This is a genomic window from Burkholderia sp. BCC0405, from assembly GCF_902833075.1.
In the GTDB taxonomy this organism is placed as follows: Bacteria; Pseudomonadota; Gammaproteobacteria; order Burkholderiales; family Burkholderiaceae; genus Burkholderia.
The window spans coordinates 58,025-78,568 of sequence record NZ_CADFEO010000014.1; the positions used below are offsets into that span (position 1 = coordinate 58,025).

General features: G+C 64.9%; 12 protein-coding genes and 1 tRNA gene. 5 read left to right on the forward strand and 8 right to left on the reverse strand.

The features are described 5' to 3' along the window. The first annotated feature begins 15 nt into the window (after positions 1–15). The 4 genes from dnaG to HWX36_RS22990 all read left to right on the forward strand — a co-directional run bounded on the left by dnaG (position 16) and on the right by HWX36_RS22990 (position 6,413). Positions 16–1,893 carry a DNA primase gene (gene dnaG, locus HWX36_RS22975; RefSeq protein WP_175955055.1) on the forward strand — a complete coding sequence of 626 codons (1,878 nt, stop codon included), beginning with the start codon at positions 16–18 and terminating at the stop codon, positions 1,891–1,893. An 88-nt stretch (positions 1,894–1,981) separates the two neighbouring features. Continuing rightward, entirely contained in the window at positions 1,982–4,399 is a 2,418-nt protein-coding gene (gene rpoD, locus HWX36_RS22980; RefSeq protein ID WP_175955057.1) for an RNA polymerase sigma factor RpoD, read from the forward strand. 129 nt (positions 4,400–4,528) lie between these two features. Next, positions 4,529–4,604, forward strand: a tRNA-Ile gene (locus HWX36_RS22985). Between the two features lie 258 nt (positions 4,605–4,862). Beyond that, the gene (locus HWX36_RS22990) at positions 4,863–6,413 is read left to right on the forward strand and encodes a phospholipase D family protein (RefSeq protein WP_175955059.1); all 1,551 of its coding nucleotides are present in this window, start codon (positions 4,863–4,865) and stop codon (positions 6,411–6,413) included. A 22-nt stretch (positions 6,414–6,435) separates the two neighbouring features. Here the strand turns inward: HWX36_RS22990 and HWX36_RS22995 are convergent, their stop codons facing one another. Then, complete coding sequence (locus HWX36_RS22995) at positions 6,436–7,902, reverse strand: PLP-dependent aminotransferase family protein (RefSeq protein WP_175955061.1); 1,467 nt, start codon at positions 7,900–7,902, stop codon at positions 6,436–6,438. Positions 7,903–8,216: 314 nt separating this feature from the next. Here HWX36_RS22995 and HWX36_RS23000 point away from each other — a divergent pair, with 314 nt between their 5' ends. After that, positions 8,217–8,867, forward strand: a complete 651-nt coding sequence (locus HWX36_RS23000) for a pyridoxamine 5'-phosphate oxidase family protein (RefSeq protein ID WP_175955063.1) — start codon at positions 8,217–8,219, stop codon at positions 8,865–8,867. Between the two features lie 137 nt (positions 8,868–9,004). Here the strand turns inward: HWX36_RS23000 and HWX36_RS23005 are convergent, their stop codons facing one another. The 7 genes from HWX36_RS23005 to HWX36_RS23035 form a co-directional block, all read right to left on the reverse strand. Then, the gene (locus HWX36_RS23005) at positions 9,005–10,651 is read right to left on the reverse strand and encodes a DUF3300 domain-containing protein (protein WP_175955064.1); all 1,647 of its coding nucleotides are present in this window, start codon (positions 10,649–10,651) and stop codon (positions 9,005–9,007) included. A 452-nt stretch (positions 10,652–11,103) separates the two neighbouring features. After that, complete coding sequence (locus tag HWX36_RS23010; protein ID WP_175955066.1) at positions 11,104–12,936, reverse strand: S53 family peptidase; 1,833 nt, start codon at positions 12,934–12,936, stop codon at positions 11,104–11,106. Positions 12,937–13,770: 834 nt separating this feature from the next. Further along, on the reverse strand, positions 13,771–14,382 hold the full coding sequence (locus HWX36_RS23015; RefSeq protein WP_175955068.1) for an ankyrin repeat domain-containing protein: 612 nt from the start codon (positions 14,380–14,382) through the stop codon (positions 13,771–13,773). Between the two features lie 77 nt (positions 14,383–14,459). Continuing rightward, positions 14,460–15,995, reverse strand: coding sequence for a catalase (locus HWX36_RS23020; RefSeq protein WP_175955070.1), 1,536 nt, complete (start codon positions 15,993–15,995; stop codon positions 14,460–14,462). A gap of 302 nt (positions 15,996–16,297) precedes the next feature. Then, positions 16,298–17,785, reverse strand: a complete 1,488-nt coding sequence (locus tag HWX36_RS23025) for an efflux transporter outer membrane subunit (RefSeq protein WP_175955071.1) — start codon at positions 17,783–17,785, stop codon at positions 16,298–16,300. A 13-nt stretch (positions 17,786–17,798) separates the two neighbouring features. Further along, entirely contained in the window at positions 17,799–19,385 is a 1,587-nt protein-coding gene (locus HWX36_RS23030) for an MDR family MFS transporter (RefSeq protein WP_175955074.1), read from the reverse strand. After that, on the reverse strand, positions 19,378–20,499 hold the full coding sequence (locus tag HWX36_RS23035; RefSeq protein ID WP_175955076.1) for an HlyD family secretion protein: 1,122 nt from the start codon (positions 20,497–20,499) through the stop codon (positions 19,378–19,380). The genes HWX36_RS23030 and HWX36_RS23035 overlap by 8 nt, the downstream gene beginning before the upstream one ends. Positions 20,500–20,544 lie beyond the last annotated feature (45 nt).

Consider the following 20,544-nt stretch of genomic DNA (forward strand, 5'->3'; position numbering starts at 1 on the left):
TCGCTCGAACCCACGGTGATTCCGCATTCGTTCCTGCAGGATTTGCTGAACCGCGTCGATATCGTCGACGTGGTGGGCCGGTACGTGCAGCTCAAGAAGGGCGGCGCCAACTTCATGGGGCTGTGCCCGTTCCATAACGAGAAAAGCCCGTCGTTTACGGTCAGTCCGACCAAGCAGTTCTATCACTGCTTCGGTTGCGGCGCGCACGGTACGGCGATCGGCTTCCTGATGGAACACGCGGGGCTCACGTTCCCGGAAGCCGTGCAGGAGCTCGCGCAGTCCGTTGGCCTGACCGTGCCGCACGAGCCTTCGATGCGTGGCGGCGGTGGTGGCGGAGGCGGGGGTGGCGACTATCCGGCGCCGGTGTCGAAATCGGTCGCGACCGCGCTGTCCGATGCGATGACCGCCGCGTGCGACTACTACCGCAAGCAGCTGCGCGGCGCGGCCGTCGCGATCCAGTACCTGAAGAACCGGGGCCTGACCGGCGAGATCGCCGCGCGCTTCGGGCTCGGCTATGCGCCGGACGGCTGGCAGAACCTCGAGGCCGCGTTCCCGGACTATCGCGACGAATCGCTCGTCGAGTCGGGGCTCGTGATCGTCAGCGAAAAGACCGATGCGCAGGGCGTTGCGCGCCGCTACGACCGGTTCCGCGAGCGGATCATGTTCCCGATCCGCAATGTGAAGGGGCAGGTGATCGGCTTCGGCGGGCGCGTGCTCGGCAGCGGCGAGCCGAAGTACCTGAATTCGCCCGAAACCCCGCTGTTCAACAAGGGCAGCGAGCTGTACGGCCTGTTCGAGGCGCGGCTCGCGATTCGCGAGCGCAAGTACGTGCTGGTCGTCGAAGGCTACATGGACGTCGTCGCGCTCGCGCAGCTCGGGTTCCCGAATGCGGTCGCGACGCTCGGCACCGCTTGCACGCCGATTCACGTGCAGAAGCTGCTGCGCCAGACCGATACGGTCATTTTCAGTTTCGACGGCGATTCGGCCGGGCGGCGGGCGGCGCGACGCGCGCTCGAGGCGTGCTTGCCGCATGCGGCGGACAACCGCACGATCCGGTTCCTTTTTCTGCCGGCCGAGCACGATCCGGACAGCTATGTGCGCGAGTTCGGCGCGGATGCGTTCTCCGAGCAGGTCGAGCGCGCCATGCCGCTGTCACAATTTCTGCTGAACGAAGCAATTGCCGGCAAGGCGCTCGACCAGCCGGAAGGCCGAGCGAAAGCGCTGTTCGATGCGAAGCCGCTGCTGCAGGCGCTGCCCGCGAACGCGTTGCGCGCGCAGATCATGCACATGTTCGCGGACCGCCTCGACATCCCGTTCGAAGAGGTCGCGGCGCTGTCCGACGTCGATACGCGGATCGCGCCGCCGCCGCGCCAGGCGCCCGCGCGCAGCGAGCGGCGCCGCGTGACGGACAGCGAAAAGCGTGCGCTGCGCACGCTGGTGATGCATCCGCGTATCGCGTCGCAGCTCGACGACGAACAGATTGCGACCCTGCGCGCGTTGCCGCGCATCGGCGAGCTGTTCGCGGAAGTCGTCGATCATGCGCGCGCGCTGGGCGACGGCGCGGAGTTCCGGCTGCTGTCGGATGTCCTGCGAACGTCCTCGAATGGAGCGACTTACGAGGAAATCTTCCGCGAAATTCTGGACTATGATGAAAACGTCCGCGACTTGCTGTTACAGAATCCGGAAGACGAGACGGTGCCCGAGCGGCAGCGTGAACAGGAACGGATCGCGGGGGAGGAGCTGCAGGCGGCGGTGCTCAAGATGCGTTACGACGCCTGCTGCGACCGGCTTGACAGGCTGGCGCGGCAGTCCACCTTCACACCCGAGGAATTGGCCGAATTGACGGAATTGAACCAGCAGCGAACCGACATGAAGCGTCGGCTCGGGCTGTAGGCGGCCGGGGAGCTTAGAGAGGGCTCCCCAGCGTGCTATAATATAAGGTTTCCAGCGGTTTGTTTTCCAAGCAGAGGCGAGAATCGCGATGGCAAAGACGACAGGCGGAAAGAAAGCAACAGGCAAGGGCTCGACGGAGCCGACCAGAAAGGTCACAGCGGCCAAGTCTGCTTCTTCCACCAGGACAACGTCTTTAGCCACGTCAGCCGCTGCAGGAAAGAAAACCGCGGCCGGCACTGCTCAGGCTGCGCCGGCACCGGCAGCCAGAACACGGGCTGCCGCCAGACCCGACTCCGGGCCGGCCAAGCCGGCGGCGAAGCGGGCAAGTGCGAAAAGCGCAAGGGACACGACTGCCGCCGCGGACGAAACGGCAGTACGTACTACTCATGCACCCACGGTTCAACCGGCTGTCGTCCAGCAGCCGCGAGTCGATATAGCCGGTACGGCGAACTCCATGACCAAAAAGCTGAACGAAGTATCCGTCGAAGACGACGCAAATCAGAGCGACGAGCAGCCCGCAGTGGCGGCTGCACCGGGCAAATCCAAGGTGCGCGATCGTCGCGCCAAGGAAAAGGCGCTGCTGAAGGAAGCGTTCGCGACGAGCACGCCGGGTACGGCCGAGGAGCTCGAAGAGCGCCGCGTGAAACTGCGCGCGCTGATCAAGCTCGGCAAGGAGCGCGGCTTCCTGACGTACGCCGAAATCAACGACCACCTGCCGGACAACTTCACCGAGACCGAAGCCCTCGAAGGCATCATCGGCACGTTCAACGACATGGGCGTGGCGGTCTACGAGCAGGCGCCGGACGCGGAAACGCTGCTCCTGAACGACAACGCGCCCGCCGCGTCGTCGGACGATGAAGTCGAAGAGGAAGCGGAAGTCGCGCTGTCCACCGTCGATTCGGAATTCGGCCGCACGACCGATCCGGTCCGGATGTACATGCGTGAAATGGGCACGGTCGAGCTGCTCACGCGCGAAGGCGAAATCGAGATCGCGAAGCGGATCGAGGACGGCCTGCGCCACATGGTGATGGCCATCTCCGCGTGCCCGACGACGATCGCCGACATCCTCGCGATGGCCGAACGCGTCGCGAACGAAGAGATCCGCGTCGACGAACTCGTCGACGGCCTGCTCGATCCGAATGCTTCGGACTCCGCTGACACCGACGGCTTCTCCGCGAAGGAAGCGGAAGCCATCGAGAACGAGGACGAGGAAGCCGAAGAGGAAGAGGAAGAAGAGGAAGAGGAGGAAGACGACGGTGCCGCTCAGGCATCGGCCAACGCCGCCCAGCTCGAAGCCCTCAAGCGTGCCTCGCTCGAGAAGTTCGCGCAGATCAGCGAGTGGTTCGACAAGATGCGCCGCGCGTTCGAAAAGGAAGGCTACAAGTCGAAGGCCTACCTGAAGGCGCAGGAAACGATCCAGAGCGAACTGATGACGATCCGCTTCACCGCGCGTACCGTCGAACGCCTGTGCGACACGCTGCGTGCGCAGGTGGACGAAGTGCGTCAGGTCGAGCGCCAGATCCTGCACATCGTCGTCGACAAGTGCGGCATGCCGCGTTCGGAATTCATCGCGCGCTTCCCGGGCAATGAAACCGACCTCGACTGGGCCGAGAAGATCATGGCCGAAGGCCATTCGTACAGCGCGGTGCTGTCGCGTAACGTTCCGGCGATCCGCGAACAGCAGCAGCGCCTGCTCGATCTGCAGGCGCGCGTCGTGCTGCCGCTGAAGGACCTGAAGGAAACCAACCGCCAGATGGCGGCCGGCGAACTGAAGGCACGCCAGGCGAAGCGCGAAATGACCGAGGCGAACCTGCGTCTCGTGATCTCGATCGCGAAGAAGTATACGAACCGCGGCCTGCAGTTCCTCGACCTGATCCAGGAAGGCAACATCGGCCTGATGAAGGCGGTGGACAAGTTCGAATACCGTCGCGGCTACAAGTTCTCGACCTATGCGACGTGGTGGATCCGTCAGGCCATCACGCGCTCGATCGCCGACCAGGCGCGCACGATCCGGATTCCGGTTCACATGATCGAGACGATCAACAAGATGAACCGCATCTCGCGGCAGATCCTGCAGGAAACCGGTCTCGAGCCGGATCCGGCCACGCTTGCCGAGAAGATGGAAATGCCGGAAGACAAGATCCGCAAGATCATGAAGATCGCGAAGGAGCCGATCTCGATGGAAACGCCGATCGGTGACGACGACGATTCCCATCTCGGCGACTTCATCGAGGACACCAACACGGTCGCGCCGGCGGATGCCGCGCTGCATGCCAGCATGCGCGACGTCGTGAAGGACGTGCTCGATTCGCTGACGCCGCGCGAGGCGAAGGTGCTGCGGATGCGTTTCGGCATCGAGATGAGCACGGACCACACGCTCGAGGAAGTCGGCAAGCAGTTCGACGTCACGCGCGAGCGGATCCGTCAGATCGAGGCCAAGGCGCTGCGCAAGCTGCGTCACCCGAGCCGTTCCGACAAGCTGAAGTCGTTCCTCGAAGGGAACTGATTTCCAGCGTCTCGCCTGCGAACGCCGCCGGTATCCGCGTGATGCCGGTGGCGTTTGTCTCCTTTGTTGTTACAATGCCGGCCCGGCTTCTTTGTCGGGGAGGCGTGTGACACGCTTTGCTTCTCATCAGGGCTTGTAGCTCAGCGGTTAGAGCAGTCGACTCATAATCGATTGGTCGCGGGTTCGAACCCCGCCGGGCCCACCAGATTTCATGCGCGCTTGCGCAGCATGCCGAAAACCCGCGATGGCTTCATGCGTCGCGGGTTTTTCTTTGCGTGGACGCGAGACGAGCGCCAGGGTCAGGAAAGTACCGAGAAGGTGCCGTGTCGCGGTCAATCGAAGTATGCTGTAGCGCGGCCGTTCCACACGCGACATCGGTTGCGGCCGAAGGAAAGCCAAACAGCCCCGCGATCCATCCGGCGGCGAGAATAAACAGACTTCGGCCGGGAGTGGGGCGGCAATCATGACCATGCTGCGTTCGTGGGGTGCGATTCTTTCGTTGCTGGCGCTCGTTGCCTGCGCGAGCCTGCCGCCGCAGGCCGATCGCGCGCCGACGCACGCGTACACCGATACGGACGACACGCGGCTGGGTATCGCGTTCCGGCAGCAGGCCAGTACGCATCCGGGGCAGGACGCGTTTCATCTGCTGACCGATCCGGTCGATGCGCTGGATGCGCGCGTGTTGCTGGCCGATCGCGCGGACCGCTCGCTCGACCTTCAGTACTACATCTGGCATGACGACCTGACCGGGCACGAACTGGCCGATGCGATCATTCGCGCGGCCGATCGCGGCGTGCGCGTCCGCGCGCTGCTCGACGACCTCGGCACGAACGCGGACGACCGCAAGCTGCTCGAGATCAGTTCGCATCCGAACATCGAGATCCGGCTGTTCAATCCGGTCGCCACGCGCCGGTTCAAGAAGATCGGCACCGTGTTCGAGTTCTCGCGCGTCAACCGGCGCATGCACAACAAGGCGATGATCGCGGACAACCAGGCGGCGATCGTCGGCGGCCGCAATATCGGCGACGAGTATTTCGGCGCATCGTCGATGCTGGAGTTCGGCGATCTCGACGTCGTCGTTCATGGTCCGGCCGTGAAGGACATCTCGACCGAATTCGATACGTTCTGGAATTCTCCGTACGCGTATCCGATCAGTGCGCTGGTCGGGCATGACGCGGCGCCGGGCGGCCTGGACCGCGAGCGCGAACGGTTACGCGATTACCTGAGGGCCATGGAGGACAATCCGTACGTGCTCGAGGCCAGGCAGCGGCTCGACCGGATCGTTCATGGGCAGGGCACGGAACTGTCGTGGGGCCACGCGACGGTGCTGTACGACGATCCGTCGAAGATCGCGCACGCGCCGAAGGACAGCGACGGGCATCTGATGCCGCAGTTGCGGGCACTCGCATTGCAGCCCGAACATGATCTGCTGATCGTGTCGCCGTATTTCGTGCCGGGCAAGGAGGGTGTCGAGCGGCTGCGCGCGCTCACGGCGCGCGGCGTGCGCGTGACGGTGCTGACCAACTCGCTCGCGTCGACCGACGTGGCGGCCGTGCATGCGGGCTACCGGCACTACCGAAGCGATCTCTTGGCCGCCGGCGTGCGGCTTTACGAACGCCGGCCGTCGGGCGACAAGAGCATTTCGAAGCAGGTCATCATCGGGTCGTCGCGTGCGTCGCTGCATGCGAAGACCTACGTGTTCGATCACAAGAGCATTTTCATCGGGTCGATGAATCTCGATCCGCGCTCGCTGAACCTCAATACGGAGATCGGCGTTTACTGCGAGAGTCCGGCGATTGCGTCGCAGGTGGCCAACGATCTGGAAGCGCGGCTCGATCGAATCGCGTGGCGCGTCGAGCCGAGGACCGATTCGGCGGGCAACGGGCAGCTCAAGTGGATTCAGACCGATTCGGACGGCAAGGTCACCGAGCTCGATCACGAACCGGAAGTGTCCGCCGGGCGGCGGATGGAGGTCTGGTTTCTCGGGCTGTTTCCGATCGAATCGCAACTGTGAGCGACGCTGCCGCGCGCGACATTCAGCAACGCGTGCGGCGGTGCTGGTCGATGACGGCCGCGAGCTGCATCGTTGCGGCTTCGATCGTCGCGTCGTTCAGCCCGGCGTATCCCAGCACGAAGCCGTTGTACGGCCGGCCGTCGCCGACCCGATAGCTGCTCAGCGGCTGAAGCAGCAGGCCATGTGCGGCTGCGTCGCGTGCGACGTCGGTATCGTGCAGCGGCATTGCGAGATCCGCCGACAGATGCATGCCGCCCGGGCTTTCGCGAACGCTCAGCACCGTGCCGAGGTGGCGGCCGAGTGCGGCTTCGAGGCTGCGCCGCCGCTCGGCGTATAGCGTCCTCATCCTGCGCAGGTGCCGCGCAAAGAGGCCGGTGTCGATGAATTCGGCCATCGCCAGTTGATCGGCCGAGTGGCCGCGATGGACGAGTTCGCGCAGCGTGCTGGCGAAGCGTTCGACCAGAATCGACGGAACCACCATGAAGCCGAGCCGAAGGGCGGGAAACATCGTCTTGCTGAAAGTGCCGAGATAGCAGACCGGTGCGTCGGCACTCAGGCCCTGGATCGCGGGCAGCGGCTGGCCGCCTTGGCGGAACTCGCTGTCGTAATCGTCCTCGATGATCCATGCGCCGCACGCACGAGCGTGCTCGACGAGCGTCGCGCGCCGCCTAGGGCTCATCAGCGCGCCGAGCGGGTATTGGTGCGACGGCGTCGTATAGATCAGCCGGGGCGGCCGGGTGCGCCACTGTTCGTCGGTTGGCGCCATCCCTTCGCGGTCGACTTCGATCGACACGAGTTCCAGGCCGGTCGACCGGAATGCGGTCCGGGCGCCGTTATAGCAGGGGTTCTCGAGCCAGCCATACTCACCGGGATCCGCCAGCATGCGCGCGCACAGTTCGAGGCTGCCTTGCGTGCCGTCGGTGATGAATACCTGGCCTGTTTCGCAGCGCACGCCTCGCGAGACCCGGATGTAGGCGGCCACGGCACGCCGCAATTCGGGCAGCCCCTCGACCGGGCCGTATGCGAGCTGGGAGGGCTTGATGACTCTCCACGCGCGCTCGATGCAGCGTCGCCATTGGGCAACGGGGAATTCATCGAGCGACGGGAGGCCGGGAACGAACGGCAGCATGCGTTCGGGTTCGGGGTCGGCGTTCTCCAGCCCGTGCACGCGCCCGGACAATCGAACCGGGGCCGGGCCGCTTTCGAGCGCTGCGCCAGAGCGGCCGCATCCGTCCCAGAGCGTGATCGTCCCGTTGCGCGTGGCTGCCACGAAACCTTCCTCGGCAAGGCGCTCGTACGCATAGACCGCCGAGTTGCGCGCGATACCCAGCTCGGCCGCGAGCACACGCGTCGACGCGAGCCGCGTGCCGGGCGGGATGCGTCCGTCCAGCAGCATGTCGCGCAGGCTCCGGTAGAGGGCTTCCTGCTGGCTGTGTCGTGCCGTGCCGTCCTGTCTGGAAAGCGATGAGATGAGCAGCGCGAGATCCATGGGCTGGTTCTAGAATTTTTCGTTGAGCTGGTTCTTTTGAAGATTCGACGCGCATCGTATCGTTCGCGTTCTCGTGGTGCCGGCCGGTGCGCGGGCATTTCCGGGGATCGTCACGGATAGTGGCACGCGCGTATTTTGATCGATCTGGCAAGCGGCTGTCGATGGGCCGATCGACCGGTCGCTCGCGCGTGGAAGCTGTAACGTTCGATTCGATTCACTTCGTAGTGCAAATATTATTTAGAGCGAGTGCCCGAGTCTTGCCGGAACGCGGGCCGCTCGATGCGCGCAAGGGCGCGCGAACAGGAAAACGAAACATGAAAGACCAGACCGTCATCTCCCCCGCATCCCGCACCACCATTCGCCGCCTGCCGGAACTGGCAAACCATGATCGCGAGATGCTTCATCGCATCGTGGACGAGGCCTACGTGTGCCACATCGCATTCGGTTCGGGCGAGGACACGCACTGCATCCCGACCGCGCACTGGAGGCGCGGCGACGATCTCTATATTCACGGGTCCAACGGCAGCCGGATGATCAAGGCGCTGGCGGCGGGTGCGCCGGCCTCCGTCGCGATTACGTTGCTGGACGGTCTCGTGTTGGCCAGGTCGGCCTTCAACCATTCGATGAATTACCGATCCGCGGTGATCTACGGGCGGTTCGAGATGGTGGAGGGTCGTGCGGAAAAGCTGGTGGCGCTGGATGCATTGATGGACAAGATCGCGCCCGGTCGCAAGCATGATGCGCGGCCCGGTAACGAGAAGGAGGTCAATGCGACCCGCGTGCTGCGGATTGCCCTTGCGGAAGCCGCTGTAAAAGTCAGCGATTCGATGCCGTCCGACAAGGAAGACGATCTCGCGCTTGCTGTCTGGACGGGAATCCTGCCGTTGAAGACGACGCGCAGCGCGCCGGTTCATGCCGACGGCAACATGCCGGTGCCGGACTACGTCCGGAACTGGGCCGAGTGAGTTGCGCGGCAAGGCCGCGCGGTATGGCCGAAAACGGCAGCGTGCGATGTTATGGCCGTGTTGCCTCGGCATGACAGCGAGACACGGGTTTCGCCGGACGGCAGCGCGAATGCCACGCTGCCGTGACGAGGTGGGCTTCAGTCGGCGCGATGCTCATGCGTCTCGTGCGGCGGATGCGGCTCGTCAGGGTGCGGACGCGGGACGGGTGCGTGCTCGGGGGCCGGTTGCCGCGGCTGCGGTGCCGCGTGTTCCTGCGGCTGCGCTTCGTTGCGCGGCGGCGTTTCCTTGTGCAATTGCTGCTGCGTCTCGTTGCGTGGCTGTATTGCTTCGCGCTGCCGTTGCTGCTCCGCATTGCGTTGCTGCATTTCCTCGCGCTGCTGTTGCTCTGCCGCGTTGTGTTGTTGCATTTCCGCGCGTTGTTGCTGCTGTGTTGCGTTGTGAGGTTGCATCGCCTCGCGCTGCTGCTCGGCTTCGTTGCGCTGCTGCTGCAATTGCTGTTGCTGCGCGATCGCGCGATTTTCCTGTACGGCGTGCTCCGGCTGTCGCTCCTCGCGCATCGCGCCAGGCGCATGTTGCGTCGACGCTTCTGCATGCGGCTCGTTCGAGCGGTTCTGCGCGAACGCGTCGGGCGACGGCCGCGCGCCGGGGTGCGTATCGTTCGCGCCGAAGTGCGGCATCGTCATCGGCACGGCGCCCGGCTGCAGCGTGTTGCGTTCGATCGCCGTGTTCGTCGTGTTGTTGGTGACGTTGCCGCCGTAGTTGTTCGTAATGCGCGTGTTGCGAATGTTGGTGATGTGGTTGATCACGGTGGTCGATTTCGACACGTACGTGGTGTGGTTGTACACCACGGCCGGACGCTGCCAGCCGCCATTCCAGCCGGGGCCTTCCCGACGCGGCGCGCCCCAGTTCATGCCCCATGCATGCCAGCCCCAGTCGTGGTGTCCGAAGATCGCGGCGCCGACGGCGATGCCGACGCCGAACGTGATCACGCCGGCGGCAACGACTTCACCCGTACTGTATGAAGGCGGCCGATACACGTAGCCGGGGTAGGCCGAAACCGGCTCGCCGTAGACGACCGTCGGGTTGTACGACGGGACGTAGACGACATCGGGCTGTGCGGATTCGATCTCGATGGCCTGCGCGGGCGGCGGTACGATCGCCGGTCCGGCGTAGACCACGGGCTCATCGGTGGCCGGCGTGTAGCCGGCCGGTGCTGCCTGCGCGACTTGCGTGACCCGCATCTGGCCGCTTGAGCGGAGATGGCCGGAGGCCTGCGCGCGCTGGCGCATCACCTGGATCGCGTTCATCACGTCGGTGGGGTCGTTGTAGTAAGCCTGGCCGAGCGACGTGGTCCAGGCCGGGTTCGACGCCATCTGCGACAGTACCGCGGGGAACGCGGTCAATGCCTTGACGGACGGATCCCACGGCTGCGTATCGGCGGTGGTCGCGAGTGCCTGCCCCTTCAACGACGGATTCTGCATCACCCAGTTGTTGGCTGCCGTGATCTGGTCCGGGTAGGTCGCACCCGCAAGCACCAGCGCAACGAGTTTGTCGGGGAAGAGTGCGATCGGCGCGACCATCTGGTAGAGCTGGTCGGCACTCGGAGGCGTGTAGGCGACGGGCGCCGATGCGGGCTGTGCCGCCGCGGCCGCACTCGCATCGCTGGCCGGAGCGGCGACGCTGTTGTCCCCGTTCTTGTTGCAGGCCGAGAGGCCGAGCAGCGACACGATGAGGGTCGACGCAATCAGCGTCCTGACGGGGCGGTGTGCACGTGCGTGGGTCATGTTGTGCGTTCGGTGTTGTGTCGGGGTTGGCAGATATGCGGGCCGCGCGATCGGCTCGAGCACTGTGCCGCGACCGTTTGCACATGCTCCGTGGGCATCGGCCGGAGCAGGCGGCAAGGTCGTGTTCGCATGGTGGTTGCCCCGCGACGAATCGATATATCCAGTTAAACGCACGACGCACGCGGAAGTTGTCCGGGTGTTGTGTAACAGTATGTGTACCTTGCAGTCCGTAAGCGGGTTGGCACGGCCATGGAAAGGATAATAAAAGTTGCGTGCGCAACGATTGAAAGGTTGGTGAGTGCGTCGCTGCGCCGGATGCTGCGCCGCGAGATTACGCGGAACGCAAAAAACCCGCGAAGGTTTTGCAGCCTTCGCGGGTTGTTCAAACCATTCCCTCCGATTCCGTGCGTGCGCGACGGTGCGCACGCGGAACCGGGGCGGTCACCGCTCCATCAGCGTGCGAAATCCGGCGTGCTCTGGATGAACGCGTTCAGCTTCGAGATGTTCACGCTGCCGAAGCCCGTCGTCGCATCCCAGCCGGCCTTCGCTTTGTAGCCGTAGGTGCCGCTGCCGTTGTTGCCGGATGTGACGTCGTGCAGCAGGGCCGCGTTGCTCGGGAAGTACTTGTAGATGCTCGACGCGGGGAACCCGAGCGCATTGTTGTTCGCGGACTGCAGGCGCGCCCAGATGCCCGTGAAGATCGGCGCGGCGAGGCTCGTGCCGCCTTCGTTGTTCAGGTAGCCCGAGCCCCACAGCGTGTCGGAGGTCTGGCCGTTCACGACGAGAATCGCGCCGGTGCGCAGGTCCGCGTCGAAGCCGACGTCAGGCAGTGCGCGCTTGGTCGACCCGGTGAGGCTCGACGATTGCCACGACGGCGCGGCTTCGTACTTGCTGTACCCGCCACCCGTCGACCACACGGTCCCCGGCTGCCAGCTCGGATCGTTCCAGACGATCTCGCTGTTGTACGCGTTGTTCGACGTATTCGTGAACAGTGTCGTGCCGCCCACCGCGATCACGTACGGCGACGTTGCCGGCTCGCTCACCGTGTAGGTCGAGCGCGACGGCGTACCGCTCGCGCATTCGTACGCGCCGTGATCGCCGGCGGATACCGAGAAGGTCTGCCCCTGCGCGATCGCCTGCTTGAAGATCGTGTCGTCGGTTGCCTGCGAGCCGGTGCTGTTCGCGGACGATTCGCACACGCCGAGCGACACGTTGATCACCTTCGCGACGTTGTCGGTCACGGCCTTGTTGTACGCGGTGGTGATCGCGGTGAGCGTCATCAACGGTGCGACGTAGAACACGACCTGCTTCACGCTGCCGCCGGCCGCGCCGACGATCGACTGGCTGTCGAGGTTCCATTCGACGGTGCCGTCGGTGTCGGTGTACGAACTGCCGGACGGGCCCGTCTTCACGATGCTGCTGCTGATCGAGCCGAGGCTGTTGTTTGCGGCGAACGTATTGAGGTCGCTCACCGTCTGAGACAGGTCGCCTTCGGAGATGATGCCGACGGTGGTCTGCGAGGCAGTCGGCGTACCGTCGCCGCCATAGAGCGACGAGAATTCGGTCGGGTTGTGCGGCACCGCCGATGCGCCGGCCGGAATCGTCAGGTTGCTGGTGTTGCCTCGCGGCTGGCTGCCCGCGCCCGTGTGCATCAACTCGACGTTCTGCAGGCCCAGCACGGCGCCCACGACACCGCCGATCGCGTTCGGCACTTGCGCGGCGTCGGTATTCGCATAGACGCTGCGGCCGTTGCGCGTGAAGCGCTTGAGCGTCGTGCGGAACGCTGACTTGATGGTTGCCGCGGTGCCGGATGCGGATACCAGCAGGCGGTTCGGCGCGACCACGATGTTCACGAAGCCTGCCTTGCGCAGATGCGCGACGACCGACGCGACCTGCTGGTCGGTCGGCGCATATTGCGATGCGAACTGCGCCGGCGTGAGGAACTGCCTGTAGTGCGGCGAACCAGGCGTATGCAGGTCGTGCAGGTATTGGTCGAGTTGTGCTTCGTTGCGCAGGTTCAGCCCGAGCACGATGTCCACCGATTCGCCCGGCGCCATCTCGATTGCCGCCGCTGCAGCGGCGGCCGTGCTCGCGGCAGGCGCGCCGGCCGTACCGGCTTCGCTCTGCTGCACGAGCGGAAGGAAGCCCTTGGTGCGCGTTTCCGTCCAGCCGGCCGCAGGCGCGGCGTGGACGGTTGCCATGCCGAACGACGCGGCGGCGGCTGCGGCGAATGCGAGCTTGACGAGGCGAATGTGCTTTTGTTTCTTGTCTGCAACCTGATTCATTTGAATTACCCCTCCGGTTGAACATCGAACAGCACGAACAACAACGGTCGACAGCGATGCGGGTCATGCACCGCCGATTTCTGCCGCACGCGTGCGGATGGCACGGACGCGACAGGGCCTTTCACCCGATCCGGAAACGTGTTGTTGCTCCGGGGGCGAAATACGGAAAGCGCGGTAACGGGAAGGCTGCGCCGCGATACGACGCAACTACGCCGGACCTGGCGCGGGCGGGATTGCTAGAGCAACAGTTTCGGTGTCCTGCTCATTTGGTTCGATCCTTCGGCCCGCTGCCGGATGGCAGTCGTCCAATGAGATGCATCGGGATGTTGCATGCGCCGGCGCGCGAACGATACAGCCGGCGGCGAGCACTTCGGTGCGGCGGAAGCGAAAAAACGTCGAGCGGAAGCGAGTGCGTGGTGAACAATGCGTCAGATTGCTTGCATCGGACGTTATCAAGAACGAAAGCGCGATGTCAAACTTTTTTTGATTATATGAAACTAAATTAAATCGAATAAGTGAAATGTTTTTGAAAAGATTGGCAGTATTTTGTAATGTTTGGCGGTGACAAAAAAGGTAATACCCAATTCGATTTACCGATAGTGACTGGTTTGATGCGTAATGGGCGCAATTGGCCGATCGGGTTCGAGCCATGACTCGAATCGCCGGGGCGCACCATTCTTTGCCCGGTACGGAATCGAGCAGCCCGATGCAGGGCGGATCGCTTTCTACCGGCTGCTCGACGAGTTTTTTTATTCTGCGAGGTGTCGAGAGCGACGTAAGAGATCGCTTCCCTGCCTCCCTGCGTTATCTGAAACAAGCAGGAATCCTCCTTTTCTACTGCACCGCACCTGCATGCCGCAGCGCGTCCACAGCTTCCGTGTTGTCGTGCGACTGCGCGAGCTGCAGCAGCGACTGGCCGCGCCGATCGACATGATTCGGATTCGCGCCACGTGCGACGAGGAGCGGAATCAGGTCGAATCGATTGAACAACGTGGCAAATCCCAGCGCGGTTTCCCCGGCGCCGTTCGTCTGGTCGATCGGGCAATGCGTGTCGATCAGGCGCCGCACGATGTCGGGTTCGTTCTTGAAGAGGGCACCCATCAGCGCCGTATTGCCGTGACGGTCGCCGGCGCATGCGTTCGCGCCGGCCGACAGCAGATAGTCGAGTGCGGCTGGCTGGCCGTCGTAGGACGCGAGTATCACGGCCGTAAAGCCGTGGCTGTCGGTGGCGTCAAGTGGATAGCCGGCGTCGTGCAATGCACGCAGGATGTCGACGCGTCCGACGCGGGCGGCATCGAACCAGTCGCTGTTGTAGCGGCGCAGCGCGGCAGGATCGGCCGGCGAGTAGGCCGGCCGGTCGGGAAGGTGCGCGCAACCGGCGATCGCGGCCAGCATCAGGGCCGTTGTGGTCGAGCGGATCGCGCGGGTCAGCCGTTTGGATTGCATGGGGATGTCCTGATGTGTGGGGCAGGTCGACGTGCGCGGCGCAGCCCCGCACGTCGACGGCGACCGGAGCCGCGTGATCAGTTCTCGCTCAGCTTCGACGCGAGCGATTGCACTTGCCGGACATCGGCATGAACGGCCTGCGCGAGACGCGTGCCGTAGTCGGCATCGGCCTTGTAGAAGTACGACAGCATCGCGTACTGGTTGTGAGCGTTCGTCACCTTGCCGAGATCGCCGGACAGCGCGGTGATCAGGTCGTCCCTGTCCTGCTGCGACAGGCTGCGGTAGTACTCGCCCGCCTGGCGGAACCGCAGCTGCTTGTGGATCGCTTCCTGCTGAGTCGTTCCGCCGAGCGTCATGCGCACGGATTTGTACTGCGGGGCCGGCGCGAGTTCATGCAGCGTCGACGGTTCGTAGTTCACCTCGCCCTTGCGGTCGCCGGCGTTCATCTTCCCGTCCTGGTTGTTGTTGACCACCGGCACGACGGGCCGGTTGATCGGCAGGTCCATGTAGTTCGCGCCGAGACGGTACATCTGCGTGTCGGCGTACGCGAACAGGCGGTCCTGCAGCATCCGGTCTTCGGACGGCTCGATGCCCGGCACGAGTCGCGACGGCGCGAACGCCGATTCCTCGGTCGACTGGAAGTAGTTGTCGGGCACGCGATTCAGCGTCATCGTGCCGATCTTGCGCTCGGGGACGCCGGTCCAGACCTTCGTGTCGTCCAGCGCATCGAAGTCGAACCGGCTCAGGTCCTGCGGCGCGAGCACCTGCACGTACAGATCCCACTTCGGGAAGTCGCCTTGCTTCAGCGCGCCGTACAGATCGTTCGTCATCATGTTCCAGTCGCTCCCGATCGATGCGTCGATGTCTTGCGGACGCAGGCCGTGCACGCCTTGCTGGCTTTTCCAGTGGAACTTCACGTAGTGCACGTCGCCGTGCGCATTGACGAACTTGAACGCGTGCACCGCGAAGCCGTCCATGTGACGGTATGAATCGGGCATGCCCGCATTCGTGTACAGCATCGTCAGCATGTTCGTCGCTTCGGGGGTGTTCGCGAAGAAGTCGAATGCGAGGTTCGGATCCTGTACGCCGGTCACGGCGCTTGGCTTGTTCGCGTGAACGAAGTCGGGGAACTTGATGCCGTCGCGAATGAAGAACACGGGCCAGTTGATGCCGACCATGTCCCAGTTGCCCTGTTGCGTATAGAACTTCACCGCGAAGCCGCGCGGATCGCGCGCCTGTTCGGGCGAGCCGCGATAGCCCATCACGGTGGAGAAGCGGACGAACACGGGCGTGCGGGTGCCTGGCGTGAAGACCTTCGCTTGCGTCAGGTCCGAGATGTCGGCGCTCGGCACGAACTCGCCGAATGCGCCGGTGCCGCGTGCATGCACGACCCGTTCCGGAATGCGTTCGCGATCGAAGCGCTGCAGTTTCTCGATGAGTGCGGAGTCTTGCAGGAGCACGGGGCCGGCAGGGCCGGCCGTCTGCGAATTCTCGTTGTCGCCGACGGGGGCGCCGGTGTCTCGAGTGAGCTCGGCGGCATGGGGGGACGCGGAAAGTGCAACGCAGAGCGCGGCGACTGCGTGCCTCAGCACGCGATTGGAGGATGAGGGCATGACGAGGGAACTCCTTGAATCCGATCGGTGGTGGGGAAGCCGACTGAATTACAAGAGATCGTCAGACGATTGGCTAATTGATATTCGATATGTTCCCGATAGCGGCGTCGTCGATGCGGGGTGAGCGCGGCTGTTATCGGCGCAGATCGCGAATATTGTTGCGTGCGCAATGAGTTGTTGCATCGCGTACCATGAAGTGCTCCGCGAGCGTCGAGCTGCGTGGATGTTGCGATCCGCCTTTCAAGCATCGGCGCCGCGGCGGCCTCGACCAACCCGGCCGTGCGGCACCGATCAATTTGCCGTCAACTTGCGCCCGCCTGCCATCCGAGCCCGAGGTTCTTCTGCAGCGACACATAGTCCTTGATCAGTTCGGCCTGCCCGGCGATCACGTTCTGCTGTGCGGACAACGCCTCGCGTTGCGTATCGAGCAGGTCGATCAACGATGCGACACCCGCGCGATAGCGCTCGTCCATCAACGATCGGGAATGCACGGCCGACGTCTGCACCTTGGTGAGCGCAACGACGTGCTCGCGCTGGTGCCCGTAGCGCTGCAATGCCGTGTTGGCATCCTGCAAGGCGCCGAGCACTACCTTTTGATAATTCGCTTCCGCTTCGTCGCGCGATGCCTCGGCCGCGCGCACCGCACCGCGCGTGCGCCCGAAATCGAGAATATTCCATTGCAGATACGGCGCGCCGACCCAGGTGAAGTTCTGCTTGCGGAACAGGTGGCCCGGGTCGGTCGCGCTGAAGCCGAGATCGCCGAGCAGCGTCACCTTCGGGAAGTAATCGGCGACATGCTCGCCGATCTGCGCGTTGCTCGATGCGAGCCGGCGTTCGGCCGCGCGAATGTCGGGGCGCCGTTTCAGCAGCGTGGCCGGATCGCCGATCGCGACGCTGCCGGGTAGCGTCGGCAGCGGTGCATCCGGTGTCGACAGCGTTGCGTCGAGCGCACCGGGCGCGCGGCCCGTCAGGATCGCGAGCCGGTCGAGCGATTCCGTCACCTGCGCGTCGAGCGGGATCAGAGACGCGCGCGTGTTTTCGACCTGTGTCGTCAGGCGTTCAACGTCGACATCCGCGGCAACGCCGCGCGCGCGGCGCTGCTGCGTGAGGTCGAGCATCTTCTGCTGCAACTCGGCGGTGCGCCGCGACAGCGCGAGCCGCTGCTGCTGGTCGCGCAGGTCGACGTACGCGTTCGCGACTTCGGCCGCGATCGACACCTGCGTATCGGCGAGGTCGGCGTCGACCGCTTCCGCTTGTGCGGATGCGGCTTCGACCGCGCGACGGGTACCGCCGAACAGGTCGATTTCCCAGGTTGCGTCGAAGCCTGCCGAATAGAGCTGCAGCGGGCCCGAGCCGCCTGGCAACGGTGATGTTGCGCCCGACTGGCTCGAGTCGCTCGACGGCAGCAGCGAACCGAGTGCGCTGACGTCCGGCTCGCGCATGCGGATGGCGGCGACGGTGGCCGACGATTTCGGCAACTGCGCCGCGCGCTGTTGCGAGAGCTGCGCGCGCGACGCGCGCAAGCGTGCCTGCGCAGCGTGCAGATCGGGGTTGTACGCGAGCGCGGCGGTGATCAGGTCGTCGAGCTGGCGATCGTCGAGCGTGTGCCACCACGCGCTCGGCATGGGCGCAGTGGTGTCGATGCCGGAGGCCGGTGCGCGAACGAAAGTCGGCGCATCCGGCGCGGCGGGCGCGCCGCGGTAGTCGGGGCCGACCGTGCAGCCGGCAAGCAGGCACGCGGCCGCGCACAGCGTGAGCGCAGGGCGGCGGGGCAGGGAGAAGGGTTTCATCGCGTAAGACGGTTCAGTGGCCGGACGACATCGGCTGCGGCCCGCGCGGCGTTCTCAGCAGCAGCGCGAGCGGCACGCAGGCGAGCAGTGCGAGGCCCAGCAAGTAAAAGGTTTCGGAATAGGTCATCACGACGGCCTGGATCTGGATCTGCTGCGCCAGCTGTCCGAGCGCGCGCATGTTCGAATACGCGAGGTCGCCAGTGTGGGAAAACCAGTTGGCCGCGTAGGCCGACAGCCGGTCCTGCCCGATCGGCGAGTTCGCCGTCACCGATTCGCGGAGCACGGCCGTATGGAAGGTCGTGCGCCGGTCGATCACGGTGCCGATGATCGCGAGCCCGATCGAGCCGCCGAGATTGCGCGCCATGTTGTAGAGCCCGGCCGCATCGCCCGAGTCTTCGCGTGCGACGGCCGCCATCGATGCCTGGTTGAGCGGCATCATCGCGAGCATCTGCGCGACGCCGCGGATCAGTTGCGACCAGACGAAGTCGTGGCCGACGCTCTGCGCGGTCAGGCTGATGTCGAGCATGCAGCTCAGGCAGAACAGCAGCAGCCCCGAGATCACGAGGATGCGGAAATCGACCTTGCCGAGCAGGCGCGGCAGGATCGGCATCACGAGAAAGGCGGGCAGCCCCGACAGCAGCATGATCGCGCCTGCCTGTTCCGCGTTGTAGCCGGCGACGATCGCGAGGAACTGCGGCAGCAGGTAGGACACGCCGTACAGCCCGGCGCCGACCGCCGACACGATCACGATCACGCTCGCATAGCGCGGGTTGCGCATCAGCGACAGCCGCACGATCGGCCGCTTCGCAAAGATCTGCGACAACGCGATCAGGATCATCCCGGCGAACGACACGATGCTCAGCGTGACGATCATCTGCGATTCGAACCAGCGTTCGCGCTGGCCTTCCTCGAGCACGACGGTCAGCGAGCTCAGCCCGATCGCGAGGCCGAAGATTCCGAGCCAGTCCGCGTTCAGGAATGCGTGCCATTGCGGGCGGTCCGACGGCAGCCCGAATATCAACAGCGCCATCAGCAGCAGGCACACGGGCAGGTTCAGGAAGAAGCACCAGCTCCAGTTCACGTTTTCCGCGAGCCAGCCGCCGAGGACGGGGCCGAACAGCGGCCCGAGCAGCACGATCAGGCCGAACAGCGTCATGCCGACCGGTAGCTGCGACAGCGGCAGCCGCGTGCGGATGATGGTCTGCGCGGTCGGGATCAATGCGCCGCCGGTGAAGCCCTGGCCGATCCGGCCGGCGATCATCATCGGCAGCGAATGCGACCAGCCGCACATCATCGAGAACGCGATGAACAGCGCGGAGTTCGTCAGCAGGAAATTACGCAGCCCGAACACGCGCGTGAGCCATGCGGCGAGCGGAATCATCACGATCTCCGACATCAGGTAGCCGGTCGAGATCCACGTGCCCTCGGTGCCGGTCGCGCCGATTTCGCCCTGGATCTGCGGCAGCGCGGAGTTCGTGATCGAGATGTCGAGCGTCGCCATCAGCGCACCGAGCGCGCCGGCCGCGACCGCGATCCAGTCGGTCACGCTCGCGCGGCCTTCGTGCGGCGGCATGGGTATCGTGGCGGACGGTTCAGCCATGATGCGTCTCGTCGCGGGCCGAGCGTGTATCGACGTCGACCGTCACCGACAGCCCCGGCAGCAGCATGCGCTGCGCGCGGGCGTTCGCGGCGAGGCGGATGCGCACCGGCACGCGCTGGACGATCTTCGTGAAGTTGCCGGTCGCGTTCTCGGGCGGCAGCAGCGCGAACTGCGCGCCCGTGCCGGGTGCGAAGCTGTCGACGACGCCGGACAGCGCGCCGTCCGGCAGCGCGTCGACGTGCAGTTCGACGGGCTGGCCGATGCGCATGTTGCCGATCTGCGTTTCCTTGAAGTTCGCGACGAGGTAGATCGCGTCGACGGGCACGACGGTCAGCAGGCGCGTGCCGGGCTGCACGTATTGACCGACGCGCACCGTGCGATCGCCGACCCGGCCGTCGAGCGTGCTGCGCACGATCGTGTTGTCGAGGTCGAGCTGCGCCTGCGCGGCGCTGGCCTGCGCGGCCTCGAGTTGCGCGCGCGCCTGCTGGAGCTGCGCGGTGAACGACGCGATCTGCGTGCGGGCGGCGGCGATCGACGCGTTGTTCGCGGCGAGCGTCGCGGCCGCCTGATCGCGCGTGCTCTTCAGGTCGGCCACGCGTTCGTGCGTTTCCGCACCGGTCGCCGCGAGCGGCGCATAGCGCGAGTATTCGTCGCTGGCGTGCTGCGCATTGATGCGCGACACCTTCGCCTGTGCGTCGGCCTGTTCGAGATTCGCCTGCTGCTGGCTGATCTCGGCCTCGGCGCGTGCGATATCCGCGCGGCGCGCGTCGACGGTCGCAAGCGATTGCGCGAGCGCGACCTGGTACTGGCGGACGTCGAGCCGCACGAGCGGATCGCCGGCCTTCACGGCCTGGTTGTCGCGCACATACACGTCGGTCACGTAGCCGGCAACCTTCGGCGCGGCGGTCATGCTGTCCGCCTGCAAGTACGCGTCGTTGGTGCTTTCGATGAAGCGGCCGACGGTCCACCATCGGCCGAGCCAGACGGCGCCGCCGATGGCCGCCAGCACGGCGGCGACGAGCAGGACGCGCCGCTTCGTGCTGTTGCCGTTTCGCGGGGTTGTTCCGTTTTCCTGACGATTTGCTTTCTGTGGGGAGTCTTGCAGCGTCGACATGCGGGCGTCCAATTTATTCCAAGTGGAATAATTATTCCAGTTGAT

Excerpts from the sequence above, each read along its gene's own strand:
- HWX36_RS23010 (WP_175955066.1), bottom strand. The coding sequence starts at position 12,936 with ATGAATCAGGTTGCAGACAAGAAACAAAAGCACATTCGCCTCGTCAAG.
- HWX36_RS23025 (WP_175955071.1), bottom strand. The coding sequence starts at position 17,785 with ATGAAACCCTTCTCCCTGCCCCGCCGCCCTGCGCTCACGCTGTGCGCG.
- HWX36_RS23035 (WP_175955076.1), bottom strand. The coding sequence starts at position 20,499 with ATGTCGACGCTGCAAGACTCCCCACAGAAAGCAAATCGTCAGGAAAAC.
- HWX36_RS23005 (WP_175955064.1), bottom strand. The coding sequence starts at position 10,651 with ATGACCCACGCACGTGCACACCGCCCCGTCAGGACGCTGATTGCGTCG.
- HWX36_RS22995 (WP_175955061.1), bottom strand. The coding sequence starts at position 7,902 with ATGGATCTCGCGCTGCTCATCTCATCGCTTTCCAGACAGGACGGCACG.
- HWX36_RS23000 (WP_175955063.1), top strand. The coding sequence starts at position 8,217 with ATGAAAGACCAGACCGTCATCTCCCCCGCATCCCGCACCACCATTCGC.
- HWX36_RS23030 (WP_175955074.1), bottom strand. The coding sequence starts at position 19,385 with ATGGCTGAACCGTCCGCCACGATACCCATGCCGCCGCACGAAGGCCGC.
- rpoD (WP_175955057.1), top strand. The coding sequence starts at position 1,982 with ATGGCAAAGACGACAGGCGGAAAGAAAGCAACAGGCAAGGGCTCGACG.
- HWX36_RS23015 (WP_175955068.1), bottom strand. The coding sequence starts at position 14,382 with ATGCAATCCAAACGGCTGACCCGCGCGATCCGCTCGACCACAACGGCC.
- HWX36_RS22990 (WP_175955059.1), top strand. The coding sequence starts at position 4,863 with ATGACCATGCTGCGTTCGTGGGGTGCGATTCTTTCGTTGCTGGCGCTC.
- HWX36_RS23020 (WP_175955070.1), bottom strand. The coding sequence starts at position 15,995 with ATGCCCTCATCCTCCAATCGCGTGCTGAGGCACGCAGTCGCCGCGCTC.